The organism is Microtetraspora malaysiensis, from assembly GCF_050947145.1.
GTDB classification, from domain to species: Bacteria; Actinomycetota; Actinomycetes; order Streptosporangiales; family Streptosporangiaceae; genus Microtetraspora_A; species Microtetraspora_A malaysiensis.
In genome coordinates, this window is record NZ_CP191998.1 from 2,274,005 (window position 1) to 2,299,257 (window position 25,253).

Consider the following 25,253-nt stretch of genomic DNA (forward strand, 5'->3'; position numbering starts at 1 on the left):
TTTTAGAGGGGTACCTCCAGTCTTGCGTGACCTGCAGGCTAGGGTCCGTTTCATGAGAAATGGGGCGGCGACCAGACGGCTGGGCATCATGGGAGGGACGTTCGACCCGATCCATCATGGTCACCTGGTGGCCGCGAGCGAGGTCGCCCACCATTTCAGCCTGGACGAAGTGGTGTTCGTGCCGACCGGGCAGCCGTGGCAGAAGGCCCACAAGACGGTGACGGCCGCCGAGGACCGCTATCTGATGACGGTCATCGCCACGGCGTCGAATCCGCGTTTCTCCGTCAGCCGCGTGGACATCGACCGCCCGGGGCCGACGTACACGATCGACACGCTGCGCGAGATCTCCGCCCTCTACGGGCCCGACGTCGAGCTGTACTTCATCACCGGCGCCGACGCGCTGGCGCAGATCCTGAGCTGGCGCGACGTGGACGAGCTGTTCCGGATCGCCCACTTCGTCGGCTGTGACCGGCCGGGGCACGCGCTCCTGGACCCCGGACTGCCGGAGGGACGGGTCAGCCTGATCGAGATCCCGGCGCTGTCGATCTCCTCGACGGAGTGCCGCGAGCGCGTGGCCGCCGGCGAGCCGATCTGGTACCTCGTCCCGGACGGAATCGTGCAGTACATCAACAAGCGCGGGCTGTACCGCGACCAGGCCCGTTGATCCCGTAGACCCCCGGCCGGAGGCGGAATCGGCGGGGTGGTGGCGTACGTTGAAACGGCACGAGGCCGCGTCCGGATAGGGTCGGGCGCGGAAACGGGATTGAATCGCCCGCCTCTCGGCGGGCACCCTTGGAAGAGCCGATCGAGTCCCGCGTCCCGGTAATGGAGGACAGAACCACATCGTGACCGCATCTGAGAGATCGCTCCAGCTCGTGCAGGTGGCCGCCGAGGCCGCCGCGGAGAAGCTGGCCGACAACATCATCGCCTTTGACGTGAGCGAGCAGCTCGTCATCACCGACGCGTTCCTGCTCTGCTCCGCCTCCAACGACCGTCAGGTCCGCGCCATCGTGGACGAGATCGAGGAGAAGCTCCGCGTCGAGGCCGACGCCAAGCCGGTACGCCGTGAGGGCGAGCGCGAGGGGCGCTGGGTGCTCCTCGACTACATCGACATCGTCGTCCACGTCCAGAACGAGGAGGAGCGCACCTTCTACGCCCTTGAACGGCTCTGGAAGGACTGCCCCTCGATCGAGCTTCCGGAGAGTGTCACCCGGGTGGCCGCGCAGCGGGCCCGCGAGGCCGCTCAGTGAGCGAACTGCTCAGGCCGGCGGGGAGGCCCGTGTGAGACGGCGCGTGGTGTGCCTACGCCACGGACAGACGAGATGGAACGTCGAGCAGCGATTCCAGGGACACAGCGACATTCCCTTGGACGTCGCCGGGGTCGCCCAGGCGGCCCGGGCGGCGTCCCTGCTCGCCGCGCTGGGGCCGACCGCGATCGTCTCCTCCGACCTGCAGCGCGCGTACGACACGGGGTCGGCGCTCGCCCGGCTCACCGGCCTCGGCGTGCAGGTGGACAAGGACCTGCGCGAGCGCGGCGGCGGCGCGTGGGAGGGGCTGACCCGCGCGGAGATCGCCGCCGGCTGGCCGACCGAGTACGCGGCCTGGGAGGCGCCGGGCGGCGAGGCCGTGGCCGACGTCGCCGAGCGCGTGTCGGAAGCCATCCGCCGGTGGGTCGCCCAGCTGCCCGACGACGGCCTGCTGGTCGTGGCCTCGCACGGCGCGGCGCTGCGGCTCGGCATCGCCCGCCTGCTCGGCCTCCCCGAGGAGCTGTGGTCCGCTCTGGGCGGCCTGGCCAACTGCAGCTGGTCCGTCCTGGAGGAAGGACGGCGGGGGTGGCGGCTGCTCGAACACAACGCCGGGACGCTCCCCGAGCCTGTGATCAGCGACGACAGGCCCGAGGCGGGCAACGGCGGCTGACCCCCGCCGCCGGCCTGCAGGTGACGATTAGGTAAACGGCGAATGGTCGCTATATGCTCCTCGGGCGCCGCCTCGAGAGAACTCGGAGCGGTGACCAGGGGCTATAGCGCAGCTGGTAGCGCACCTCCATGGCATGGAGGGGGTCTGGGGTTCGAATCCCCATAGCTCCACCTCAATCATTTCCCGGCCGTCCGGCTCGGCCCATCCCAGGTGGATGGCGAAATCGGAGGCGGCCGCCGTCGGCGGTAGCCTACTGGCCATGCTCCCGACCCCCGATCCGCGATGAGCGGCGCGTACTCCGGCTGGCTGATCGGCGCCGCCCTGCTGCTCGCCCTGATCAGTCTGATCACGGCGATCCGCAACCGTCCCATGGGCCTCGTCCTGCTCGCCGGGCTCGCCCTGATCGAGGTGGCCCTGCTCGTCCAGGCGGGCATCGCCGTGGCGCGGCTGTCCGAGGTGAAGCAGGAGACGGCGACGTTCATCGGCTACCTCGCCGGGACCGTCGTGATCCCCCCGGCCGCCGTGTGGTGGGGCAAGGCGGAGCGCACCCGGTGGGGGCCCGGGGTCATCGTGGTCGCCGGCTTCACCGTCGCCGTCATGACGGGCCGCCTCCTCCAGCTCTGGAACGGCACGGCGTGAGCGCTCCGGTGAGATCGGGACCGGGCCGGGTCCTCGTCGCCCTCTACGGCGTCTTCGCCCTCGCCGCGTCCGCCCGCGCCGGCGTCCAGATCGCGACCCGGTTCCACGAGGCGCCGCTGGCGTACCTGCTCTCGGCGCTGGCCGCGGTGGTCTACATCGTGCTCACGGTGGCGCTGGCCCGCGGCGATCGGCGGCTCGCGCTCGCGGCCTGTCTCGTCGAGCTGACCGGGGTGCTGGTCGTCGGCACGTTGAGCCTCCTCGACGCGGCGGCGTTCCCGCACGCCACGGTCTGGTCGGGCTACGGCGCCGGCTATCTGTTCGTGCCGCTCATCCTGCCGGTGCTCGGGCTGTTCTGGCTGCGCCGCGGCGCGTCCCAGGCGGCGCCCGCTTCGTGATCTGCACCGGCGAATCCGACTAGACCGGGTCTGCGAGGGCAGAGCAATCCTCCGAAGCCGCGAAGGCGGGAGGAGAGAGGCATGAGCTCGATCGAACACTCGGTCAACGTGAACGTGCCGGTGCGCACCGCCTACAACCAGTGGACCCAGTTCGAGAGTTTCCCCGAGTTCATGGAGGGTGTGGACTCCGTCAAGCAGGTCACCGACAGCCGGACGTACTGGGCGGTCGAGATCGGCGGGGTGCGGCGCGAGTTCGACGCGGAGATCACCGAACAGCACCCGGACGAGCGGGTGGCCTGGCGTTCGCTGGACCGGCCGCACCACTCGGGGTTGGTGATGTTCCACCGCCTCGACGACGACCACTGCCGTGTCACGCTCCAACTGGCGTACGACCCCGAGGGAATGGCCGAGATGGCGGCCGACCGGCTGCAGATCGTCCGCAGGCGGGTCAAGGGCGATCTGGAGCGCTTCAAGACCTTCATCGAGCGGATCGGCACCGAGAGCGGCGGCTGGCGCGGTGACATCCCCGCTCCCCAGCCGGTGAGCCCGGAGTAGCCGCCGAAGTCTCCGCTTCCCGCGCCCGGCTCGGGGCCGGTTCCGCCGGAAGGCGGCCCGGGGGTGACGCCGCCGCGCGCCTGACCCTTACGGGGGCGCCAAGCTGGTGTTACGGGAGGGTTTGGGGTTCATGTCGTGATTGATCCCTCTGGTACTATTGTCGAGTCATCGGATGATTCGACATTGAAAAGAGGGTTTGCACCGGCATGACCGCCGTCGTCGCACGCAGAGGCCGCCGAACCGGATCGGTCGCCTGGCTCGTCGGGCTCGGTATCGTTCTCGCGGCGCTCAATCTCCGGACCGCCGTGACCAGCGTGGGTCCCGTGCTGGACCAGGTCAGCGCGGCCCTCGGCATGTCGGGTGTGGCGAGCGGGCTGCTCACCACCCTGCCGGTGCTCTGTTTCGCCCTCTTCGGAGCGATGACTCCCGCCCTGTCCCACCGCGTGGGTGAGCATCGGCTGCTGCTGGCCGGACTCGTCCTGCTCGGTGCGGGGCTGTGGATCCGCTCCGTCGTCGGGAGTTCCGGTGTGTTCCTCGCCGCCAGCGTGTTGGCGCTGTCCGGCGGCGCGATCGGCAACGTGCTGATCCCGACGCTGATCAAGCGCCACTTCCCCTCGCGGTCCGGTCTGATGACGACGGTCTACTCGACGGCCATGGCCGCCGGGACGATGCTCGCCGCCGCCGCCACCGTGCCCATCCAGCGGGCGGCGGGCGGCAACTGGCACGTGGCACTCGGTGTGTGGGCGGCCCTGGCCGCCGTGTCCGCCATTCCGTGGCTTGCGCTTCTGCGCAGTGAGCCGGAGCGGCACCGAGCCCGCGGGACGGGGCCGGGCGAGCTGGTACGCAGCCGGCTGGCCTGGGCGATCGCCACGTACTTCGGCACCCAGTCCCTGATCGCGTACGTCATGTTCGGCTGGCTTCCCCAGCTTCTGCAGGACAACGGGTACACCTCGGCGCAGGCGGGGACGCTCCTCGCGGTGTTCACCGGCCTGGGCATCCCGATCTCGATGCTCGTGCCGTCGATCGCCGCGCGGATGGCAGACCAGCGGCTGCTGGTCGCCGCGTTCTGCGGCGCGTACGTGATCGGGTTCGCCGGGCTGCTGACCGGGCGCGCGTTGTGGGTGTGGGCGGTGCTCGTGGGTGTGGGCATGGGCTCTTTCCCGCTCGCGCTGGCGATGCTCGCGCTGCGCACCCGGACGGCCGAGGCCACGGCGGCGCTGTCCGCCTTCGGGCAGAGCGCCGGCTACCTGATCGCCGGCGCGGGCCCGCTCGCGGTGGGCGTGCTGTACGAGCTCAGCGGCGGCTGGACGGTCCCGTTCGTGCTGCTGTTCGTGGTGGTCGGCGCTCAGATGGTCGCCGGCTGGTACGCGGGAGCGTCGAGGTACATCGAGGACGAGCGGCGGCCGGGGGCGCCCGCCGAGGCCGCGCCGGACGAGGGGGAGCGGGGGATCCGTACGGCTTGCGTCTCCGCGGGGGCGTCGCAAGCCGCACGAGAGTAGCGGATTTCCCGCAAAAGGCACTCACGATCACTCCTCGGCACCCGAGGAGTGATCGTGTCTGACCCCAGCTACCTCCCCTGGGTGAGGGCATGGCGTCGCCGACACCGGCTGGTTCGGGGACGAGGTCCGGCGGCTGTACGGCTTCGCGGTGCCGGGCATGGACTACTCCCTGCCCTCCGACCCGGATCTTCCCTGGCCCGCCGTCTGAATTCGCGGACGGAAACGCCGTTCACGCGGCCGGTGATTTGTTTTCCGCAGTTGTCGCGGCGCTCAGTTGATCGCCGTCAGAGCTTTTGGCGACGGGGGTCGTTCTGAGGGAGTGAAGTGGCCGCCCGAGGCGACCTGACCTCGCCTCGGGCGACCACCAGGCAAGAGTACGGCCTGATGCCCCCGTTCGGAAATTCCCTTCGGCGGTGCATCGTCCAGAATATTAATTCGTTGGTGAAATGGGGAGTTCCAGGCGGATCGGCATGTGGGAAAGCCCTGTCCACCCGCTGTCGTGCCGCCGGAACGCCGCGATATCGTGCTCCCCATGCGATTGATCATCTCTCCGCCGCCCGCCCGATAGCGGGCGGACCCTCTCGTCAGCCGGACCCGCGCGGTCCGGCCGGTGGTGGCTGCCCGCTTTCCGGGCCCTTTCCACCACTCACCACGAGAGAGATCAATGACGCATGTTCCCGCCCTGCCTGTACGGCGGGGCCTGATCTTCGTGTCCGCCGCCGGGATCGCCTGGGGAACCGGGGGAGCGGTCGGCGACTTCCTGCGGAGGGCGGGTCACCTCGGCCCGGTGGCCGTCACCTTCTGGCGGTTCGTCATCGGGGCCGCCCTTCTGCTCGCCGTGGCATTCCTCGGCCGCACGGCGGGCCCCCGGCGGCTCGCCGCGCCGCGATCGTGGGGGATGCCCCTGGCGCTCGGGGTGGCCATGGCCGTCTCGCAGGTCACGTACTTCGCGGCGATCGCCGAAACCGGCGTCGCCCTGGCCACGATGATCGCGATGGGCGCGAACCCCGTGTTCGTCACGGCCGGCTCCCGGCTCCTGTTCGGCGAGCGGCCGGGACGGGCCGTGAAGGCGGGCGTCGCCGCGGCGGTCGCCGGCCTGGCCATGCTCGCCGGAGGGCCGGGCGAGTTCTCCGCCGCCGGCGTCGGCTACGCCGTCCTGTCGGGGGCGACGTACGCCGCGGTGACGCTGCTGAGCGGCGTCGAACGCGGCCGGTCGGCCCCCGGGCAGACGATGGCCTGGTCCTTCGCGGCCGGTTCCGTCTGCCTGCTGCCCCTCGCGCTGGCGGACGGCGTCGTCCCCTCCGGAGGAGATTCGGGGGCGGCGGCGCTGTCGCTGGCCTATCTGGGCGCCGTCCCGACCGCGCTCGCGTACGGGCTGTTCTTCGCCGGGCTGGGCGTGGTCAGCAGCACGACGGCCGCGGTCGTCGTGCTGCTGGAACCGCTGGTCGCCGCGTTCATCGGCGTCCTCCTGCTGGGTGAGCACCTGACCGCGCTCCAACTCGCCGGTGGCGCGCTGCTGATGGCCGCCGTCTACCGGCTGGGGCGGGCCGAACTCGCCACCGGCCCGGCGGAGGAGGACGGCGGCCGCAGCTGATCCCGCCGGGGTCAGGAAGGCGTTCAGCAACGGGATCGCCGGCCGTGTTGCGGGCGTGGACGTCGGGGCCGCTCAGTGCGGCGGCCCCGGCCCGAGCCCCAGGGGCGGTGTCATCCGGCGAACCGGCGTTCCGGCAAGCCCGTGCCCGCCCCCGGCAGCACGAACAGTGACCCGGCGAGCGGCTGCCCCTCCTTGGCCTCGGAGGTGATGTAGAGATCGGTCAGGCCGGGACCGCCGAAGGCGCAGGCGGTCGGCTGGTCCACCGGCACGTCCACGACACGGTCGAGCCGCCCGTCGGGCGCGTACCGGCGCACCTGGCCGCTGCCCCAGACGGCGACCCACACGCAGCCGTCGGCGTCCACGGTGAGTCCGTCCGGCGAGCCGCCGTCGATCGCGGTGAACACGCGCCGCCCGGACAGCTCGCCGCCCGGCGAGAAATCGAAGACGTCCACGCGCCGGGTGGGCGTGTCGGCGTAGTACATGAGCGTGCCGTCGGGGCTCCATCCGATGCCGTTGCTGATGGTCACGCTGTCCAGCGCCGTGGTCACCGAACCGTCGGGGTCCACGCGGTAGAGGCGCCCGCCGCCGGGCGCCTGGTCGTACCGCATCGTGCCCGCCCACAGCCGTCCCTGGGGATCGACCGCCGCGTCGTTCCCGCGTACGCCCTCGCGCGCCAGGTCGGCCAGCCACCGGAAACCGCCGTCCGGTTCGAGCAGCCCCACCCCGTCGACCAGGTTGAGCACCAGCCCGCCGTTCGCGCGGGGTCTCGCCGCGCCCACGTGCTGCGGCGCGTGCCGTACGGTGTCGTAGCCGGTCGACGGGGAGAAGTAATGGATCTCCGCGGCCGGGATGTCCACCCACAGCAGCTCGCCCGTCTCCGGGAGCCACGTGGGTCCTTCGGCGACCTGTGCGTTCGTTCTCAACGCGATTTCAACCACGGATTCGGAGCCTAGCCGAGCGATCCTTTCCCGACAGCGCAGCCGCCGCCGCTTCGAGGGCGCTGTGGACGGATACCTCGCCGAGCAGGCCGGGAGCGGCCACGGAGTCGCCCGCGAGCCAGACGCCGTCGCCCCGGTCGATCGCGGGTCGGTCCCGCCAGGTCAGCCCGGGAAGGTCGAGCGCGCCGGTCCGGCCCGCCGCCACGGCGTCGCGCCGCCAGGTCAGGCGGTCCCGCCAGCCCGGCAGGCCGAGGTCGGCGATCCGCTCCAGCCTCGCGACGGCCGCGGCCTTCGACTCACCCGGTCGCATCGGCATCTGCAGCTGGACCAGACTCTCGTCGCGAGGCGCGAGCGTCGGGTCGGGCAGCGAATACCGTTCGAGAAAGCCGCCCTCGTCCAGATCGGAGACCAGGAACATGTCGCCCGGCCGCCGGCGCACGGCCAGGTCGAGCAGGGCGGAACGGCCGCTCTCCCAGCTGAGGGTTTCGTCCCCGAGCAGGTTCCTGGCCGCGTGCAGCGACGTGGCCACGATCACCGGACCGGCGGGGAGTTCGTCGACCCGCGATCCGGTCTCGACGCGCACCCCCAGGCCGCGCGCGTGCGCGGCCATCCGGTCGATGACCCGTCCCCAGCCGCCGATGACGTAGCGGACCGTGGGATAGCGCGGCGAGAAGGCGCGCTTGAGGCGTTCCCAGACGAAGGCCGCGGACAGCCTGCCCGGATCGGCGTCGTAGGTGACGACGCCGAGCAGGCCCGCGGCGGCGCGCGCGGGCGCCGCGCCGAACCGGCGGCCGGCCCACGAAGTGAAGTCCTCGTCCACGGGCGCGCACACCCCCCGCCTGGCGGTCATGGCGAGCAGGCTCAGCGGCGGCCGCGCCGTCAGCCGGTCGCGGTACCTGAACCTGCTCCGGGCCAGTGCCCTCAGCGGCAGGCTCACGTACGGCTGGACCAGCTTCCGCTCCGCCAGCCACCGGAACGGCGCGCCGTCGTAGAAGACGTGCGTGCCGTCGTTCGCGACGTACGGCGCGGCGGAGGACCGGGCGCGGCCGCCGAGGGTCCGGTGCGCCTCGTGCAGGGTGACGGCCGCCCCGCCCTCGGCGCACGCGATCGCCGCGGTCAGCCCGGCGAGTCCGCCGCCGATGATGGTGATGGTTTCGCTCATGTACTACGGGACGTGCCACCGGGCGTGATTCGTGACATCTTCTCCGGATTGGCGATGAGATAGACGGTCTCGATCTTGCCGTCCGAGACGACGAAGGAGAACACGGCGACGGCGCGGCCCTCGGCGGTCGCCACGAGCGCCGGGCCGCCGTTGACGTCGGTGACCTCCAAGCCGATCGAGGTGAGGTCGCCTGCCCCGATCGAGCTCAGGAACCGGCCGACCCCGTCCTCGGACGCGATGGCCATGAGGAACCGTGCGACGTGATCGCGCCCGGTCATCACCCGCAGCGGTGCCTTCGCCCGGCCGCCCCCGTCGCCGACCAGCGTGACGTCCGCGGTCAGGAGCTCCATGAGGCCGCGCAGGTCGCCTTCGGCGCAGGCGCAGACGAAGCGCTCGGTCACCCGCCTGCGCTCCCGCCGGTCCACGTCGAACCGCGGCCTGCGCTCCTGCACGTGGTCGCGGGCCCGCCTGGCGAGCTGCCGGACGGCGGGCTCGCCTCGGCCCAGGATCCCGGCGATCTCCGCGTACGAGAAGCTGAACGCCTCACGCAACACGAACACCGCGCGCTCCAGCGGTGACAGCGTCTCCAGCACGACCAGCAGCGCGAGCTCCACGCCGTCGGCCAGACCGGCGCGTTCCGTCGCGTCCGGCGCGGTGCTGACCGGTTCGGGGAGCCACGGGCCGACGTATTCCTCGCGCCGTGCCCTGGCCCGCCGCCACCGGTCGATCGCCAGGTTCGTGGTCATGCGCACGAGGTACGCCCGGGGATTCTCGATTTCCGCAGCGTCCACCTCGGACCAGCGCAGCCACGCATCCTGCACCACGTCCTCGGCGTCGGCCGCGCTGCCGAGGATGCGGTACGCCACCCCGGTGAGCAGGTCACGGTGACGGACGAACAGTTCGGTGCTCATAGAACCTCAGACGTATCACGGGCCCGCCGGCGTGACATCACGGCCTTCGGTTACCGTCCAACGCGCCGATTCCTATACACTGACTGGCGTCGCAAGGGGCTATAGCGCAGCTGGTAGCGCACCTCCATGGCATGGAGGGGGTCTGGGGTTCGAGTCCCCATAGCTCCACCGATCCGATCAGGGCCGGCAGCGTTCCGAAAGGAACGGGTGCCGGCCTTCGTCGTTCCCGGGCGTTTCACGGCCGGTGCGGCCCCGACCCGGCCGTACGATGTCGATCATGCTGTGGCGGCGGTCTCTCCTGTTGTCGGTGCTCCTGATCTCCGGGTGCGCCGCGCACGCGCCCACCGGCGTCACTCCGCGTACGGCCGCGGATGTGGGGGCGGAGCCACGTCCCGCGGCGGCGGCCCCGAGCGCGCCGGAACCGTCGCCGGAGGCGTCGGGGGCCCGGCGGCCGCGCGATCCGATCCACCACGGGCCGCGGGGGTCCGACATGGTCGCGCTGACCTTCGACGCGGACATGACGGCGTACATGGAGGGGCAGCTCGACCGGGGCGAGGTGGACTCCTACGCGAACCCTCGGCTGATCGCGGAGCTGCGCCGGCTCAAGGTCCCCGCGACGATCTTCATGACCGGGCTGTGGGCCAAGCGCTATCCCCGTGTGGCGGCCGGCCTGGCGGCCGATCCGCTGTTCGAGGTGGCCGACCACTCGTACGACCACGAGGCGTTCACGACCCCCTGCTACGGCCTGGGCCGGACGGGCGACATGCGGGGGAGCCTCCGCAGGACCGAGGCGCTGCTCGACCGGATCGCCCCCGGCCACCCGAAGTTCTTCCGGTTCCCGGGAGGCTGCTTCGACAAGGCGGCGCTCAAGGTCGTGGCGGCCGAGGGCCTGACGCCGATCCAGTGGGACGTGGTCGGCGGTGACGCCTTCGCCACGTCCAAGGACGCGATCGTGCGGCAGACGCTCGGCGGCGTGCGCGGCGGTTCCATCGTGGTGCTTCACCTGGGCGGCGGAAAGCCGTCCGGGCTGACCGATGACGCGCTTCCGGCCATCGTGAAGGGGATCAGGGAGCGGGGGCTGCGCCCGGTCACGCTCTCTACGCTGCTCGGCCACCGTTAGGTCCCGCTTCTTCGGGATCGGTGACGCGATGTCACGCGATGAGCACGTTTTACCGTCGCTTCCGTGACGGCCCCGGCCTCTCCCGGCGAAATGCCGTCGAAAGGGGTGAATGGGAGCCGACGGAGGTACCGGATGAAGCCACGTTTATCGGTCCTGGCGGGGATAGCCCTGCTGTCAGTCGTCCTCGCCGCCTGCGGCGCCGGTGGGGGAGAGGCCCCATCGGCCGGGCAGGCCGCTCCGGGAAACCAGGTCGCGGAGACCGGGAGGCTGGAGCGCGACGCCACCGCCGAGCAGATCTCGACGTTCGCCCTCGACGTCGATACGGCGTCGTACGGCTACGCCCGCCGTGCCGTACAGGAGGGCAGGCTGCCCGAGCCGGCCCAGGTCAGGACCGAGGAGTTCGTCAACTCCTTCCGCCAGGACTACACCGAGCCGGACGACAACGGCTTCGCCGTACACATGGACGGGGCGCGGACGAACGGCGCGGTGCTGCTCCGGGTGGGGCTGCGCACCCGCGGCGTCGGCGCGGAGCAACGCCGGCCGGCCAACCTGACGTTCGTGGTGGACGTCTCCGGATCCATGGCGGAGACCGGGCGGCTCGACCTCGTACGCGACGCCCTGCACACGCTCGTCGACCAGCTCATGCCCGGGGACCAGGTGGCGATCGTGTCGTTCAGCGACTCGGCGCGGCTGATCACCCCCATGGTGCCGGTGACGGACCGGCCGCGGCTGCACGGCGCCATCGACGAGCTGCGCACCGAGGGATCGACCAACCTCGAAGACGGGCTCGTCACCGGATACCGGGAGGCGTCCCGGGCGTTCCGGTCGGTGGCCACCAACCGGGTGATCCTGCTCTCCGACGGGCTTGCGAACACCGGCGCGACCGAGTGGCGCGCCATCCTCGACCGGGTCAGCGACTACGCGGCCAAGCAGGTCACGCTGCTGTGCGTCGGCGTCGGCCGCGAGTACGGCGACGAGCTGATGGAGCAGCTCGCGGACAACGGCGACGGCGCCGCCGTCTACGTGAGCAGCCAGGCGGAGGCGCGCGAGGTCTTCGTCGAGCGGCTCCCGGCCAACCTCGACCTGCGCGCCCGCGACGCCAAAGCGCAGGTCGTCTTCAACCCCGCGACCGTCGAGTCGTACAGCCTGCTCGGATACGAGAACCGGGAGCTGGCGCCGGAGGACTTCCGCGACGACTCCCGCGACGGAGGGGAGGTCGGGCCGGGGCACTCCGTGACCGCCCTCTACTGGGTACGGCTCCGCGCCGGGGCGTCGGGGCAGCTCGCGACGGCGACGGTGCGCTGGCTCGACCCCGACAGCCGCCGGCCCGCCGAGGTCAGCCGCGCGGCGGACGTCCGCGACGTGCACGGCGACCTGTGGGACGAGGCGCCGCTCCGGCTCCAGGTCGACGCGGCGGCCGCGGCCTTCGCCGAGTACCTGCGCGCTCCGTGGAGCGAGCGCGGCGAGCGCTTCGGACTGGGGCTCGCGGACCTGGCGGGGCACGCGTCCCGTCTCGCGGAGTCCACCGAGGACCCCGGCGTGGCGGAACTCGCCGATCTGGTTCGCCGCACGCGCTCCCTCGGTTGATCGGTTACAGCCTCGGCCCGGATGTCCTATACACTGGCGTGGCGCCGCGAGGGGGAAACCCGTCGCGAGCGTCACCGCGGGGCTATAGCGCAGCTGGTAGCGCACCTCCATGGCATGGAGGGGGTCTGGGGTTCGAATCCCCATAGCTCCACCGCGGAGAACGCCCCGTTCCGTCGAGGAACGGGGCGTTCGCTTTTTCCGGCGTACGTGCTCGCCCTGGTCGCAGTTCGCTTCCGGTGGGAGCTTCTGGTGGGCGCCCGATTATTCGATTGCCGCCCCGCCGCGCGTCCTCCTAGCGTGACGAGAGGAAGCGGATCACCTCGGTCGCGCCCTGTGGGAAAGGCCGGCTCTCGGCTTGGCCGTGCGATCCGGGGCCCGACATCGCGGGCGTACGGCCCCGAAGAGCGAAGGGAGCGCATATGAGCGCGCCTCATAAGAAGAACGAGGAGCCGCCGTCCCGCGAGGAGGCCCTCGAATCGGACGCCAGGGGCGGGGAACCCGATCTGCGGCCATTCGTCCGGGACGGACGCCTGATCATGGTCCCGGCCCGGCAGAACCGCCGCCGCGCCGTCCTGGACCACGTGGCGGCGCGCTCCTTCGACCCCGCGGCCGAGTACGACGAGCGGACCGTCAACGAGAAGCTGCGCGTGTGGTGCGAAGGCGGCGAGGTGGATCATGTGGCCATCCGCCGGTATCTCATCGACATGGGCATTCTCGTTCGGGGCGACGGCATCTACCGGGTGAAGGGGGAGACGCCTCCCGAGCCCGGCGCCGCGGAACGATACGTCAGCTCCATGGGCCTCGAGTAAGAGGGCGATCTCGGCGAATGCTCCAGGTCTCTCTGCTGGACTTTCTCCGTGGTGGGCGCTTCGGGCCTATCCGGCTGGGCGCCACCCGGGCCGCCATCCGCGATCTGCTGGGCGAACCCCACGCCGTCCATATCGCGACACGTCGCGTCGCATACGAGGACATCTGGAAATATGGCGATTTCGAGTTCTATTTCGATGACTCGCACGACGGGGCGGACATCCTGTGGATGATCTATACGGACGAGTTCACCATCCCTCGGTGCGGGAGCGGCGTCGATGTGGACCCCTGGCTCCTCCGGTGGGACCTCCCCCTGGCTGAGGCCACGGCCGCCCTGTCCGGGGCGGGCGTCGGGTGGGATCCCCATCCCGCGCCGCCACCAGACATGGACAGCATCGTGACCACCGGCGGCGTGCATCTGGGATTCCCGCATGCGGAGAAGGGCCTGCAGGTGATCAACATTCTGCTGCCGCGCTGAGCGGACCTACGTCCGAGGGCGGGCCGGATCAGGTCCCGCGACCGCGGAGGAGGAAGCCGCCGACGGTCAGGACGGTCGCTACCGCCTGGGCCGTCAGGAACCCGGCCGTCTGCGCGGGCTGGAGCAGCAGGGCGGCGAGCGCGGGGGCGCAGCCGAGCACGGCCACGTCGATGCCGGTGAAACCCCAGAAGAGGGGGCCCAGCGGGACCGGGCCGCCGGGGGTGTCGAGCACCGGCAGCGAGTGGTCGATCGGCCCGCGCCCCGCCATGCGCAGCGCGGCGACGGCGATCGGCGGCGCGCACAGTGGAGCGAAGGCCCACCACGACGCGCCCGCCGCGACGCCCGGCCCGACGAGGCCGAGGGCGGCGAGCGCCACGGCCAGCCACCCGGCGGCGAGCAGCGCGGGCGCGATCGCCCGCGCGGCCCTCGCCGCCTGCCGCGAGACACCGGTCATCCGGATGAAGGTGGGGTTCTCGCTGTCGCGGCGGGCCACCGCCGTCGCCGAGGCGGCAGCGGTGAGGGCGCCCGCGAGCAGCGCGACCGCGACCGGCGGTGTGATCCCGCCGGTGGCGACGGCGGCCAGCGCGGGGAACGCCGCCGCCGCGAGCAGCGCCGCCAGGCGGGCCGGGCGGCGGCCGAGCCGGCGCGCCTCCGCCCAGGCCAGTGCGAGAGGAGCGGGCAGGAGGGGCCAGGGCCGCGAACGCAGCCGCCGGGCGCGCCAGTGATTGTCCTCGGCGATCCACGTGAGCAGCCCGGGATCCAGCGTGACGATCGCGCCCGTGGCCTGGCCGACCCGGGCCGACGAGGCGATCACCGCCCGGGAGGGGAAGCCGGACAACGCCCGCCACGCCCGTACGGCGAGGCCGGTCGCGGCGAGACAGGCCGCCACGGCGGCGCCGACGAGCGTGCTCGCCGGGATCCGGGGGAGCGTGGTGAGCAGCGAGCGCCAGGGGAGCGCCGCGCCGCTCGCCGCCGCGAGCCCGGCGACGATCGCGAGGGCCGCGAGCGCGGCGAGCGCGACCCCCAGCCAGTCCGACTCCGGATCCCCGCGCTGGGCCAGTACGGCCGCGGCAGCCCCGCCGACGCAGGCGGCGACGGCGATGAGGACGGCGCCGGCCACCCGGAGCGTGGCGAGGTCCGGGACCCCGAGCACGGCGAGGACGGTGACGCCCAGCACCGCTCCGGCGACGACCGACGCGACCAGCAGCCGCAGCGCGGCGGGCCGCAGCACGGCCCGCCGGGTGAGCGGCGACGGCACCAGCCAGGCGGCGTCCGCGGGGGAGACCGCGATCGGTCCGACGAGGCGGGCCAGCGCGATCAACCCCGTGTAGGCGAGGACGACGAGGCCGAGACCCGTGCCGATCGTGGCCGGGTCCACCGCGGCGGCCGGCGTAACGATGCGGTTCCACGCCCGGGACAGCGGCTCGCCGGCGACCGCGCCGAGCACCGCGATGGCGAGGGCCAGCGTGTACCGGTCCTGCCAGGTGCGCTCGCGCTTCGCCCGAGGGGCGCGGATGATCGCGCGGGCGGAGGCGAGGGCGTTCACCGCGCGGCTCCGGCGGCCAGCCGTCCGGAGGACAGGACGGTGTGCCGCGCCCCGGTCGCCTCGATGAGGCCGGGATCGTGGCTGGCCATGACGACGGTCCCTCCGCTCCGGGCGTACTCGGTCAGGATCCCGGCCAGCCGGGCGCGGAAGGCGGTGTCGAGGCCGTGCTCCGGCTCGTCCAGCAGGAGCAGGCGGCTGGGCCGGACGAGCGCGGAGGCCAGGCACAGCCGCTGCCGCTGGCCGGTGGAGAGGGTCAGCGGGACGGCGTCGGCCCGTTCGGTGAGCCCGCAGCGCTCCAGGACCTGGGCGACGTCCGGCCAGGCGTCGTCCACCGGCTCGTGCGTGACCCGGATCAGCTCGACGTGCTCGCGTACGGTCAGCCCGGGGTACCACGCCGGTTCGGCGGCGACCAGGGTGACCGCGCGCCAGAACGCGGCGTCGTCGCTTGGCGGCGTGCCGAAGACGGAGACCTCGCCGGAGGTCGGCGGCCGAAGGCCGGCCAGGCAGCGCAGCAGGGTGGATTTCCCCGTCCCGTTCTCGCCCGCGACGGCGACGATCTCTCCCTGATGGACGGTGAGATCGACGCCGCGCAGGACGGGGTTCGCCCCCAGCACGACGTGAAGATCTTTAACGTTGATGATCGGCTCAGACACGACCTGAGCCTAGCCAAATCGGGACTCCGGTCAGCGGGGGCCGGGGACGCGGGAGCGGAACGTCTGGCGATAGGCGAGGGGAGCGACGCCGACCGCCGCGTGCAGGTGCTGCCGCAGTGAAACGGCGGTGCCGAACCCGGCCTTCCTGGCGATCTCGTCCACCGACAGGTCGGTGGTCTCCAGCAGGTGCCTGGCCTGCTCCACCCGGCGGCCGGTGAGCCAGCGGGCCGGGCTGAGCCCCGTCTCCTCGCGGAACCTGCGGGTGAACGTGCGCACGCTCATCCGGGCGTGCGCGGCCAGCTCGGTCAGATCGACCGGCTCGTGCAGCCGCTCCAGCATCCAGGCCCGGGTGGGTGCGGTGCCGGCGCCGCCGGGGGCGGGCAGGGGGCGCTCGATGTACTGCGCCTGCCCGCCCTCCCGGAACGGCGGTGTCACGCACCTGCGGGCCGCCCGGTTGGCCACCTCGCTGCCGTGGTCACGGCGTACCACGTGCAGGCAGAGGTCGATCCCGGAGGCCACACCCGCGGAGGTGAGGACGTCACCGTCGTCGATGAACAGCACGTCGGGGTCGAGCCGTACGCGGGGGAAGAGCCGCTGGAACCGCCGGGCGTGGTACCAGTGCGTGGCGGCCGGTCGATCGTCGAGCAGGCCGGCCGCGGCGAGGACGAACGCCCCCGTGCAGATCGACATCATCCGGGACCGTCTCGCCGCCGCCTGGAGCGCCGAGCGGAGTTCGTCGTCGATCGTGCCGGCGGTGAGCGCGGGTCCGCCGTGGACGCCGGGCACGATGACCGTGTCGGCGGTCTCCAGGACGCCGAGGTCGTGGTCGGGCAGCACGTGGTACCCGGCCGAGCCGCGCACGGGAGCGCCGCCCGGCGAGCAGGTGCTGATCTCGTAGAGCCGTCGATCCGCCGGGCCCCTGGCCACCCGGAAGACCTGCCCGGGGATGCCGAGGTCGAGGGGCGCGAAGTCGTCGAGGGCGACGATCACGACGCGGTGCGGGGGCGCTTCGGGAGCCATGGCCGGATTCTTTCACATATTGGCTTTCAGGCCACTCGTGGCCCGATATCGCCCCATCTGATGATGTCCGGGTGACATCCAGAGGATTGAGAATCAGCCGTCCGCACCGAGCGTGGATCGTGGCCGCCGTCGCGTTGGTCGCCATCATCGGCGCGGCCGGGTTCCGGGCCACGCCGGGAGTGTTCATCACGCCGCTTCAGGAGGAGTTCGGCTGGACGAGGGGCACCATCGGTTTCGCCGTGTCGGTGAACCTGATGCTCTTCGGGCTCACCGCGCCGTTCGCCGCCGCCCTGATGGACCGTTTCGGCATGCGCTCGATCGTGTCCGCCGCGCTCGCCCTGGTCGCGGCCGGCAGCGGGGTCACCGTGTTCATGACCGCGAGCTGGCAGCTCGTGCTGTGCTGGGGCGTGCTCGTCGGGCTCGGCACCGGCTCGATGGCGCTGGTCTTCGTCGCCACGGTCACCGACCGCTGGTTCGTACGGCACCGCGGGCTGGTCACCGGCGTGCTCACGGCGGGTGGGGCCGCCGGCCAGCTCGTCTTCCTGCCCCTGCTGGCCCATCTCGTCGAGATGTCGGGATGGCGGACGGCGGCGCTGGTCGTGACGGCGTGCGCGCTCGCGGTCGTGCCGCTGGTGTGGTTCCTGCTCCGCGACTCCCCCGAAGAGCTCGGCCTGCGGCCGTACGGCGCGGCGCCGGACGCCGAGCCGCGCGTACGGCCGGCCGGGGGAGGGGCGGCGGCCCGCGCGCTCCGGACGCTGCGCGACGCGGCGCGCACCCGGGCGTTCTGGTACCTCGCCCTGGGCTTCGGGATCTGCGGGGCGAGCACGAACGGCCTGGTCGGCACACACTTCATTCCGGCGGCACACGACCACGGCATGCCCGAGACCACCGCGGCCGGGCTGCTCGCCGTCGTCGGGATCTTCGACATCGTGGGGACCGTGTTCTCCGGCTGGCTCAGCGACCGGATGGACCCCCGGCTTCTCCTGGCGGTCTACTACGTGCTGCGCGGGCTGTCCCTGGTGATCCTGCCGTCGCTGTTCGCCAACACCACCCAGCCGAGCATGCTGGTGTTCATCATCTTCTACGGTCTGGACTGGGTGGCCACCGTGCCGCCGACGGTGGCCCTCTGCCGGAAGATCTTCGGCGCGAACGGGGCGATCGTGTTCGGCTGGGTGTTCGCCTCCCACCAGATCGGTGCCGCGTTCGCCGCCACCCTCGCCGGGGTGACGCGCGACCATCTCGGGAACTACGACCTCGCCTGGTACGGCGCGGGCGTGCTCTGCCTGGTCGCCGCCGTGATGTCGGCGCGGATCACCACCCGGGTGAGCGAGACACGCCGGGCTGGGATCCTGGTCGGATGAACCAATGGGTCCTCCCCCTCGTCGTCCGGATCGAACGCGCCGCTCCCCCTGAGCGCACCGACGCGCTGGAAGCGGCCGCGCACGCCGTGCTGAGACTGCTCGACCAGGACGAATGGGCCGATCCGATCGCGCAGTGGGAGCGCATCGGGATCAGGAAGGTGGTCCGCCGGGCGCGCGGGGCGGAGTGGCGCCGGGCGCTCGCCCTGCCCGGCATCAGCGTCGAGGTGCGGACGGCCGAGGTGCGGACGCATCCGCCGGTGCCGCTCGACGATTGGCCGAGGGACCTCCAGCGCCTCCAGGTCTCCGGCACCGATCTGACCGATTCCGGTGTTCCAGGCCGTCCGGATCCGGAGAGCGCGGTCCTCTGGGTGAACCCGTACCTGGAGATGAGCGCGGGCAAGGCGATGGCGCAGGCGGGGCACGGCGCGCAGCTCGCGTGGTGGGGCAGTGACGAGCGGGCCAGGGACGCGTGGCGCGACGCGGGCCTGGGTGTGGCGGTCCGCGTCGCGTCTCCTGAGCTGTGGAACTCCCTGGTGGACAGCGGTCTCCCGGTGGTGCGGGACGCCGGCTTCACCGAGATCGCGCCCGGATCGGTCACCGTGATCGCCGACGCCCCCTGGCTGCGGCTGGGCGGCTTCCGTCCGGCGGGCTGGGGGCCGTTGCGCGCGACATGATCCTCGTTCCCGAAGTGTGATGGGGATCGCGCCCGAAATACTGCGATATGCCGTACGCTCCCGATCGTGTCACCTGGGGACAATGGAACAAAAGCGGTTCCGACTTACGTGGCGGCCGACGCGGAGACGACTCCGCTGCCGAAGATCGTGGTCCCCCCGCCATCGTCGCCTTCCCGCTCGGGCAAGGGGCTGGGCGACCTGCCGATGCGGATGGTCTACCGCCTGATCGCCGGGACGGTCGCCGTCGTGGCGGTGGGCGTCGGCGGGGCGATCGTGCTGAGCCGCGGCGGCGACGCGGCGCCCTCGGCCGCGCCGATCCCGTCGGCCGCGGCGACCGCGATCCCGAGCCTCCCCGTCGCGAACGGCGCCACGGGAGGTCCGGCGGCCACCTCCGGGATCACCCCCATCGCGAGCCCTCTGGCCGGCTCGCCCGCCGCCTCGCCGCAGGCGTCCTCCGCGACCACCCCGGCGACGGTCACGGCCGTCATGCAGGCCGCGCTGTCCGATCCGCGGCTCCGGCAGCTGCCTGAGCGGGACCGCGGGCTGCGCCGCCTCTACGGGCGGCCCACGGCGGCCAGGGGTCTGCTGAAGGACGACCGTTCAGGGGTCGCCTTGCCGCGCTTCGCGAAGGTGTGGAAGCTGACCCCGGCCAGCCCCTTCACCACCCGCCAGATGCTGCCCAAGATCAATGGAACGTCCTTCCGGGGCCTCCTGGTCACGTGCCCGGTGCCGATCCCGGTGCAGGAGAGCGTCAGGGACACCGCCTTCCTGGCCGCCCGGTGGACGCTGAACCACCACCCGTCCGACGCGACGATCTCCTGGACGGCCTCGCAGCCCTTGAAGGTGGGGGAGCGAGACGGCTGGCTGCTCGGGTACACCGTGAACTACAAGATCAGGGGCAAGAAGCGGCAGTCCATGGCGGCCCTCGCGCTGGTCGACGTGGCCAGGGACAAGCCCGCGCTGGTGTTCGTCACCATCCCCGACACGCAGAGGGCACACTGGCGGGACATTAATACCGTCATGTCGCGAATTCGCGTGCTTTAAGAGGTAGTCCTCCTGGGGATGATTACGGCCATCCGAAACAGGGGGATCGATATGTCGGATCTGATTGCCGTCGCGTACAACGACGTCGCCACCGCCAACACCGTCCGGGACAAGCTCTTCGAACTACAGAAGCAGAACCTGATCAAGCTCGCCGACGCCGCGGTCGCGGAGCGGACCAAGGACGGCAAGATCAAGCTGCACCAGACCACCAGCACGACCGGCATCGGCGCCATGGGCGGGGCGCTGTGGGGCGGTCTCATCGGGCTCATCTTCTTCATGCCGCTCATCGGCATGGCCGTGGGCGCCGCGACGGGCGCCGCGGCCGGCTCGATGACCGACGTGGGCGTGGACGACAAGTTCATGAAGCAGGTCGGTGAGGAGCTCAAGCCGGGCTCCGCCGCGCTCTTCGTGCTCGTCACCCAGAGCACCCCGGACAAGGTCATCCCGCAGATCTCGTCCTACGGCGGCAAGATCATCCACACCTCACTGTCCAAGCAGGCCGAGGAGAACCTGCGCCAGGCGCTCGCCGGCGTCCAGCAGTGAGCCCGTAAGGGCCGGGCCGTACGGGGCTTCCGAGCCGCGGAGCCGAGGTCTCGGGTCCGCGGCTCACCGCTCCGCGAGCACGATCACCGCGTCACCGGGCGCGAACGCGATCGGCCGATCCTTGCCGGGGTTCAACACCACGCCGTACCGCGGCGGCTCGTTGATCCCGGCGGCGACCCGGTAGCCGATCGCGGTCTCGCCGCGCCGCCGGGCCGACTCGATCACGGTCGCGAACCGGAGCGGCTCCCCGATGGTCACGTAGTCCTCCACGGGGCGCGGATACAGCTCCGAGCCCTTGGAGTCGAAGAGGTAGCCGAACACGTCGGCCAGGCGCGGGTTCTCCGCGAGCTGCGCGAGAAGGAGCCCGATGACCGTGTCGCTGATCACGATGTCGTCGGCCCGGGCGACCTCGGCGAGCACACGGTTGTTCTCGTCGTACATCTCGCTGACGATCGAGTACCGCTCGCCGAGCGTGGACTGGATGTCGCGCAACTGGAGCAACGTCATCAGGGTGCGTGTGTCCGCGTGATGCGGGTCGTACCTGCCGTCGGAGAGTACGATCACGTGCTCGTAGAGCCCGGTACTCAGCGACTCCAGCGCGTGCCTGTCGGTGATGTCGCACTTCTTGGCGTTCGCGGTGAGCCTGGCCAGGCCGGTGAGGTCGCGTCCCGCGGCCGGATGGTCGCTGGCGATGTCGATCGTCGATCCCTCGGGGACATAGCCGTCGAGATACCGCACGATCTGGGGGGCCCTGCCGTTCCAGCCGAGCAGCAGCGTCCGCTTGGGGCCGGGCCGTTCGTGCGCGGTGGCGGCGATGCGGTCCTCCTCCGCCGGGACCGCGGCACCCCCGAGACGGATGAGCGAGTCGTCGTCGGCGATCAGGATGATCTCGTCGTCCGCCGCGATCACCGTGTCCGACGGTGGGTTGAGCGCCACCTTCCCGGCCGAGCGCAACCCGATGACGGTCGCGGTCCGGTACGCGCCGAGCGCCTCGCCGTACGTCAGGCCGGCCAGGGACGGCTCGGACCGCAGGTAGATCTCCGCGCCGTCGAAGTTGAGCAGGTCCATGCAGACGACCGACATGCCCGACTGCCGGGACGACTGGACGATGAGCCGGGACGCCGTGTCGTCGGAGTCGACCAGGTGGACGCCCGGACCGCCCGCGAGGCGTGCCGCCGCCATGTTGCGCGACGACGCGAGGGCGGCCACGATCGGAGGCTGGTCGCCGTCGCGCTTCGCGAGCGCGAGCAGGGTCTTGATGACGTGGGCGTCCGGGTCGTCGCCCTGCGGCGAGAGCACCACGATGGACCTGGCCGTCTCCAGGCTCATCAGGTCGAGGTCCGCCGGTTCCGTCGGGCGTCCGGTACGGCAGACGAGCCGAGTCCGTCCGGTATCGCCCACCTTGGTGCGGATGGCCTGCTCCATGCCCGGCTTGTCGCGGTCGGCCAGGACGGCGATGACCGACCCCCGCTGGCTGGCGTCCGCCTTCACCAGCTCGCCCACGATCGTGAAGACCTGCTCCGACCAGCCGAGGATCACGGTGTGACCGCTCTCGATGATGCGTGAGCGTCCCTTGCGCAGCTCCTCGATCTTGCCCTTGAGCCCGGTGGACAGTACGCCGACCAGCGTGCTCACGATGAAGATGCCGCCGAGCGAGATGGTGAGCATCAAGGCGAGGAAGGGCGCGGTCCCCGAGTCGCTGGCGATCTTGCCTGGGCTGAGAGCGCGGACCAGTGTCATCCACAGCACGCCCGCCAGCCCCGCGTGCTCGAACACCTCGTCCGGTGTGAGCCACAGGGTCAGGGCCGAGACGGCGAGGATCAGCACGAGTGACGCGAGGCCCAGCCAGCCGATCAGCGCCACCGTGCCCTTCGCCATCGTGTTGTCGAACCAGTAGCGCAGCCGTTCCCGGATCGTCGCCCTCGCCACCGAAATCTCCCGGAAGTTCATCAAACATGTGGATTTATGATCGAAAAACGTACCGGTCCTGGCGGCTCTCTCGTACACGAACGCCGCCACTAGACTCGGGTCCCGTGACCGAACTCGTTCTCGCCTCCGCCTCCCCGGCCCGGCTCGGAGTCCTGCGTGCCGCCGGGCTCGATCCCAAAGTGATCGTCAGCGGTGTGGACGAGGACGCGATCATCGCCGAGACCCCCGCCGCGCTCTGCCTGGTCCTCGCGAAGGCCAAGGCCGCCGCCGTCGCGGCGTCCCTGGAGGACGGGGTCGTCATCGGCTGCGACTCCGTGCTCGAACTCGACGGCGTCGCGTACGGCAAGCCCTCCTCGCCTGAGGAGGCGGTGTCCCGGTGGAGGTCGATGCGGGGCCGGACCGGTCACCTGCTCACCGGCCACTGCGTCATCGACGTGGCCTCGGGCCGTCAGGCCGCCGCGGTCGGCACGACCGTCGTCAGGTTCGGTGCTCCCACGGACGAGGAGATCTCCGCCTACGTGGCGAGCGGAGAGCCGTTGAAGGTCGCGGGCGCGTTCACCCTTGACGGGCTCGGCGGGTGGTTCGTCGACGGCATCGACGGCGACCACGGCAACGTCCTCGGGATCTCCCTCCCGCTGCTCCGCCGCCTGCTCGGGGAGATCGGCGTCCCTGTCACGAGCCTCTGGACGTCGGCGGGCTGATCTCCGGACGCCGGCCTTGGGACGCCGGCCTCTGGGCGGCGTGCCGATCACCGGGCACGGACCTCTGGGGGCGCGCCGATCCCCGGACGCGGGCCCCTGGGCAGCGGGCGGAATGCTGACGCGTGAGGAGATCGCGGCACATGATCCGAGGCGCTAGCCTGCCGGACATGAGCGACATCGTACGACCTGCCCAGCGCGAGGCCGGTGGCTTCCTGAGGGGCGTCGGCTGTGCCTTCAAGGGGCTCGGGTGGGTCGCGCGACACCCCCGCTGGTGGCTCTTCGGCCTCATCCCCGCGCTGATCGCGTTCGTCCTGTACGCCTTCGCCCTGGTATGGCTTGGCACGCACGCCGGCGACGTCGCCAAGTGGGTGACCCCGTTCGCGGACGGCTGGGGCTGGCGGGACGTGTTCCGCACGCTCGTCGGCATCCTGATCTTCGTGGCCGGTCTCGCGCTCGCGGTGCTCACCTACGCGGCGGTCACCCTCGCCATCGGCGAGCCGTTCTACGAGAAGCTGTCGGAGAAGGTCGAGGAGGACCTCGGCGGTCTTCCCGCGGCCGTTGACGCGCCCTTCTGGCGATCGTTGATGCGGTCGATCCGCGACAGCCTGATCACCCTCGGCTACATGCTGCTGTTCACGATCCCGCTGTTCGTGCTCGGCTTCGTGCCGGTCATCGGACAGACGGTCGTGCCCGTGCTCGGCGCGATCGTCTCCGGCTTCTTCCTGAGCGTGGAGTTGACCGCCCTGCCGCTGGAACGGCGCGGTATTGGGCGCAAGGAGCGCTTCGCCCTGCTGCGCGGGGAGAAGGGGGCCACGCTCGGCTTCGGCGTGCTCCTCTTCCTGGCCTTCATGATCCCCCTTGTCGCGGTCGTGCTCATGCCCGCCGCGGTGGCGGGCGCCGCGATCCTGGTACGCGAGCGGTTGGCTCCTCCGCAGGAGGTCTGACACCGCGCACGTCACGGCTGCCGGGGCGTCCCCGAACCTCGGCCGGGTCGGAGTTCTCCACAGGTCGCCTGATATCCCCAGAACGCCATTCGGCCGGTTGGCGGGAGAGCGCGTCGGCGACTCTCGGTCTATGACCTCCGTCTCGACCCTCGTGCTCTCCACCCCGGCCGACATCCTCGCGGCCGTGCCGTACCTGCTGGGTTTCCACCCCCGTGACAGCCTCGTCGTCGCGGTGTTCGCGGGCGGCGCCCTGCGGGTGACCACCCGGTGGGACCTGCCGATCGATCCGGGCGCGCTCGACCCGCTGGCCGGACTGCTGCGGCGCGAGCCGATCACCACCGCCGTCCTCGCCGGGTACGGCCCGGCCGCCCTGGTGACCCCCGCGATCGACGCCGCGTCCCGGCTGCTCTGCCACGCGGGCGTCGAGGTCGTGGATGCGCTGCGCGCCGACGCCGGGCGCTACTGGTCCTACGTCTGCGCCCAGGTCGGCTGCTGCCCGCCCGAGGGCACGCCATACGATCCGGTGTCCGGCAGGGTCGCCGCCGAGGCCGTCCTGCACGGCCTGGTCGCGCTGCCCGACCGGCGCAGCCTGGCCCAATCCGTCGAGCCGTACGGCGGGCTCGCCCGGGTGGCGATGGGGCAGGCCACCCGCCGGGTCGTCGCCGAGACGCGGACGCTGCTGACGGCGCCCGAGCGGCCCGACGAGGCCGCGGCCGCCTTCGTGGCCGGAGGGCGCGCGCGTGTCCGGTCGGCGGTCGCCCGCTACGACTCCGGCGAGCGCCTGGGCGATGAGGAGGCGGCGCGCCTCGGACTCGACCTGGAGGTCCTCCGGGTACGCGACGAGGCGTGGGCGCTGATCGACCACCGGGAGGCCCATGTCGCACTGTGGCGGGACCTCACCCGGCGCCTGGAGCCGCGATTCGTGGCCCCGGCGGCCTCCCTGCTGGCCGCCGCGGCATGGCACGGCGGGGACTGCGCGCTCGCCGGTCTAGCGTTGGAGCGCGCGCTGGCCGTCGATCCCGCGTACTCGATGGCGAACCTGCTCTGCCAGGCGCTGCGCCACCTGATTTCCCCCGACGCGATGCGCGACCGCATGCCGACGCCGGAGGAACTGGACGCCCAACTGGGCCCGCCGCGGATGAGCTGGCTGGTGCCGCTGCTCGCGCTGCTCGTCGAGGAGCCCTCGGTGCCGGCCGGATGAGCCCACGGGGAGGGAGCCCCGGACACCGCAGCCGA

General features: G+C 71.8%; 26 protein-coding genes and 3 tRNA genes. 22 read left to right on the top strand and 7 right to left on the bottom strand.

Annotated elements, in window-relative coordinates:
• The first annotated feature begins 52 nt into the window (after nucleotides 1–52).
• The 9 genes from nadD (at nucleotide 53) to ACQP1V_RS11045 (ending at nucleotide 6,599) form a co-directional block, all read left to right on the top strand.
• Nucleotides 53–664, top strand: a complete 612-nt coding sequence (gene nadD / locus ACQP1V_RS11005) for a nicotinate-nucleotide adenylyltransferase (protein WP_387412777.1) — start codon at nucleotides 53–55, stop codon at nucleotides 662–664.
• Between the two features lie 181 nt (nucleotides 665–845).
• Entirely contained in the window at nucleotides 846–1,250 is a 405-nt protein-coding gene (rsfS, locus tag ACQP1V_RS11010; RefSeq protein WP_387412775.1) for a ribosome silencing factor, read from the top strand.
• Between the two features lie 31 nt (nucleotides 1,251–1,281).
• Nucleotides 1,282–1,917: a histidine phosphatase family protein gene (locus tag ACQP1V_RS11015; RefSeq protein ID WP_387412773.1), complete on the top strand. Its 636-nt coding sequence runs from the start codon at nucleotides 1,282–1,284 to the stop codon at nucleotides 1,915–1,917.
• A gap of 97 nt (nucleotides 1,918–2,014) precedes the next feature.
• Nucleotides 2,015–2,087: transfer RNA gene (locus ACQP1V_RS11020), tRNA-Ala, on the top strand.
• A gap of 112 nt (nucleotides 2,088–2,199) precedes the next feature.
• Nucleotides 2,200–2,556, top strand: a complete 357-nt coding sequence (locus tag ACQP1V_RS11025) for a hypothetical protein (protein WP_067130549.1) — start codon at nucleotides 2,200–2,202, stop codon at nucleotides 2,554–2,556.
• A gap of 8 nt (nucleotides 2,557–2,564) precedes the next feature.
• On the top strand, nucleotides 2,565–2,951 hold the full coding sequence (locus ACQP1V_RS11030; protein WP_433421636.1) for a hypothetical protein: 387 nt from the start codon (nucleotides 2,565–2,567) through the stop codon (nucleotides 2,949–2,951).
• A gap of 81 nt (nucleotides 2,952–3,032) precedes the next feature.
• A complete protein-coding gene (locus ACQP1V_RS11035; protein WP_433421639.1) occupies nucleotides 3,033–3,506 on the top strand; it encodes an SRPBCC family protein in 474 nt (157 codons plus the stop codon).
• A gap of 206 nt (nucleotides 3,507–3,712) precedes the next feature.
• Nucleotides 3,713–5,005, top strand: a complete 1,293-nt coding sequence (locus ACQP1V_RS11040; RefSeq protein WP_433421642.1) for a CynX/NimT family MFS transporter — start codon at nucleotides 3,713–3,715, stop codon at nucleotides 5,003–5,005.
• Nucleotides 5,006–5,669: 664 nt separating this feature from the next.
• Complete coding sequence (locus ACQP1V_RS11045; RefSeq protein ID WP_433421645.1) at nucleotides 5,670–6,599, top strand: DMT family transporter; 930 nt, start codon at nucleotides 5,670–5,672, stop codon at nucleotides 6,597–6,599.
• 110 nt (nucleotides 6,600–6,709) lie between these two features.
• Here the strand turns inward: ACQP1V_RS11045 and ACQP1V_RS11050 are convergent, their stop codons facing one another.
• From ACQP1V_RS11050 to ACQP1V_RS11060, 3 genes are read right to left on the bottom strand one after another with little or no spacing between them, the layout of a single operon-like run.
• A complete protein-coding gene (locus ACQP1V_RS11050) occupies nucleotides 6,710–7,522 on the bottom strand; it encodes an SMP-30/gluconolactonase/LRE family protein (protein ID WP_433421648.1) in 813 nt (270 codons plus the stop codon).
• A 7-nt stretch (nucleotides 7,523–7,529) separates the two neighbouring features.
• Nucleotides 7,530–8,699, bottom strand: a complete 1,170-nt coding sequence (locus ACQP1V_RS11055) for an NAD(P)-binding protein (RefSeq protein ID WP_433421651.1) — start codon at nucleotides 8,697–8,699, stop codon at nucleotides 7,530–7,532.
• Nucleotides 8,696–9,610 carry an RNA polymerase sigma-70 factor gene (locus tag ACQP1V_RS11060; RefSeq protein ID WP_433421653.1) on the bottom strand — a complete coding sequence of 305 codons (915 nt, stop codon included), beginning with the start codon at nucleotides 9,608–9,610 and terminating at the stop codon, nucleotides 8,696–8,698. The genes ACQP1V_RS11055 and ACQP1V_RS11060 overlap by 4 nt, the downstream gene beginning before the upstream one ends.
• 95 nt (nucleotides 9,611–9,705) lie before the next feature.
• Here ACQP1V_RS11060 and ACQP1V_RS11065 point away from each other — a divergent pair.
• From ACQP1V_RS11065 to ACQP1V_RS11090, 6 genes are all read left to right on the top strand, one after another.
• Nucleotides 9,706–9,778, top strand: a tRNA-Ala gene (locus ACQP1V_RS11065).
• A 109-nt stretch (nucleotides 9,779–9,887) separates the two neighbouring features.
• Nucleotides 9,888–10,730 (top strand): polysaccharide deacetylase family protein, encoded by an 843-nt coding sequence (locus tag ACQP1V_RS11070; RefSeq protein ID WP_433421656.1) that lies wholly within the window; start codon nucleotides 9,888–9,890, stop codon nucleotides 10,728–10,730.
• Between the two features lie 132 nt (nucleotides 10,731–10,862).
• The gene (locus tag ACQP1V_RS11075) at nucleotides 10,863–12,317 is read left to right on the top strand and encodes a YfbK domain-containing protein (RefSeq protein WP_433421659.1); all 1,455 of its coding nucleotides are present in this window, start codon (nucleotides 10,863–10,865) and stop codon (nucleotides 12,315–12,317) included.
• Nucleotides 12,318–12,395: 78 nt separating this feature from the next.
• Nucleotides 12,396–12,468 (top strand) — tRNA-Ala (locus ACQP1V_RS11080).
• Between the two features lie 268 nt (nucleotides 12,469–12,736).
• Nucleotides 12,737–13,126, top strand: a complete 390-nt coding sequence (locus ACQP1V_RS11085) for a DUF2087 domain-containing protein (protein ID WP_433421662.1) — start codon at nucleotides 12,737–12,739, stop codon at nucleotides 13,124–13,126.
• A 17-nt stretch (nucleotides 13,127–13,143) separates the two neighbouring features.
• Nucleotides 13,144–13,602, top strand: coding sequence for a hypothetical protein (locus tag ACQP1V_RS11090; protein ID WP_433421665.1), 459 nt, complete (start codon nucleotides 13,144–13,146; stop codon nucleotides 13,600–13,602).
• A gap of 28 nt (nucleotides 13,603–13,630) precedes the next feature.
• On the opposite strand, the gene ACQP1V_RS11095 is transcribed toward ACQP1V_RS11090, so the two are convergent.
• Genes ACQP1V_RS11095 through ACQP1V_RS11105 form a run of 3 tightly spaced genes read right to left on the bottom strand, consistent with a single transcriptional unit; the run spans nucleotide 13,631 to nucleotide 16,821 of the window.
• On the bottom strand, nucleotides 13,631–15,148 hold the full coding sequence (locus tag ACQP1V_RS11095; protein WP_433421668.1) for a DUF6297 family protein: 1,518 nt from the start codon (nucleotides 15,146–15,148) through the stop codon (nucleotides 13,631–13,633).
• Nucleotides 15,145–15,801 (bottom strand): ABC transporter ATP-binding protein, encoded by a 657-nt coding sequence (locus ACQP1V_RS11100; RefSeq protein ID WP_433421671.1) that lies wholly within the window; start codon nucleotides 15,799–15,801, stop codon nucleotides 15,145–15,147. The genes ACQP1V_RS11095 and ACQP1V_RS11100 overlap by 4 nt, the downstream gene beginning before the upstream one ends.
• Nucleotides 15,802–15,831: 30 nt before the next feature.
• Complete coding sequence (locus ACQP1V_RS11105; RefSeq protein ID WP_433421675.1) at nucleotides 15,832–16,821, bottom strand: GlxA family transcriptional regulator; 990 nt, start codon at nucleotides 16,819–16,821, stop codon at nucleotides 15,832–15,834.
• A gap of 86 nt (nucleotides 16,822–16,907) precedes the next feature.
• Here ACQP1V_RS11105 and ACQP1V_RS11110 point away from each other — a divergent pair, with 86 nt between their 5' ends.
• From ACQP1V_RS11110 to ACQP1V_RS11125, 4 genes are all read left to right on the top strand, one after another.
• On the top strand, nucleotides 16,908–18,182 hold the full coding sequence (locus ACQP1V_RS11110) for an MFS transporter (RefSeq protein WP_433421677.1): 1,275 nt from the start codon (nucleotides 16,908–16,910) through the stop codon (nucleotides 18,180–18,182).
• A complete protein-coding gene (locus tag ACQP1V_RS11115) occupies nucleotides 18,179–18,856 on the top strand; it encodes a peptidyl-tRNA hydrolase (RefSeq protein WP_387412744.1) in 678 nt (225 codons plus the stop codon). Before ACQP1V_RS11110 ends, ACQP1V_RS11115 begins: the two co-directional genes overlap by 4 nt.
• A 108-nt stretch (nucleotides 18,857–18,964) precedes the next feature.
• The gene (locus tag ACQP1V_RS11120; protein WP_433421680.1) at nucleotides 18,965–19,900 is read left to right on the top strand and encodes a hypothetical protein; all 936 of its coding nucleotides are present in this window, start codon (nucleotides 18,965–18,967) and stop codon (nucleotides 19,898–19,900) included.
• 51 nt (nucleotides 19,901–19,951) lie between these two features.
• Nucleotides 19,952–20,443 carry a DUF1269 domain-containing protein gene (locus ACQP1V_RS11125; RefSeq protein ID WP_387412740.1) on the top strand — a complete coding sequence of 164 codons (492 nt, stop codon included), beginning with the start codon at nucleotides 19,952–19,954 and terminating at the stop codon, nucleotides 20,441–20,443.
• Between the two features lie 63 nt (nucleotides 20,444–20,506).
• Here the strand turns inward: ACQP1V_RS11125 and ACQP1V_RS11130 are convergent, their stop codons facing one another.
• On the bottom strand, nucleotides 20,507–22,372 hold the full coding sequence (locus ACQP1V_RS11130; protein WP_433421683.1) for a CASTOR/POLLUX-related putative ion channel: 1,866 nt from the start codon (nucleotides 22,370–22,372) through the stop codon (nucleotides 20,507–20,509).
• Between the two features lie 104 nt (nucleotides 22,373–22,476).
• Here ACQP1V_RS11130 and ACQP1V_RS11135 point away from each other — a divergent pair, with 104 nt between their 5' ends.
• The 3 genes from ACQP1V_RS11135 to ACQP1V_RS11145 all read left to right on the top strand — a co-directional run bounded on the left by ACQP1V_RS11135 (nucleotide 22,477) and on the right by ACQP1V_RS11145 (nucleotide 25,218).
• Entirely contained in the window at nucleotides 22,477–23,073 is a 597-nt protein-coding gene (locus tag ACQP1V_RS11135) for a Maf family protein (RefSeq protein WP_433421686.1), read from the top strand.
• Nucleotides 23,074–23,240: 167 nt separating this feature from the next.
• Entirely contained in the window at nucleotides 23,241–24,017 is a 777-nt protein-coding gene (locus tag ACQP1V_RS11140; RefSeq protein ID WP_067130601.1) for an EI24 domain-containing protein, read from the top strand.
• Between the two features lie 130 nt (nucleotides 24,018–24,147).
• Nucleotides 24,148–25,218, top strand: a complete 1,071-nt coding sequence (locus ACQP1V_RS11145; RefSeq protein WP_433421689.1) for a DUF4192 domain-containing protein — start codon at nucleotides 24,148–24,150, stop codon at nucleotides 25,216–25,218.
• Nucleotides 25,219–25,253: the final 35 nt, after the last annotated feature.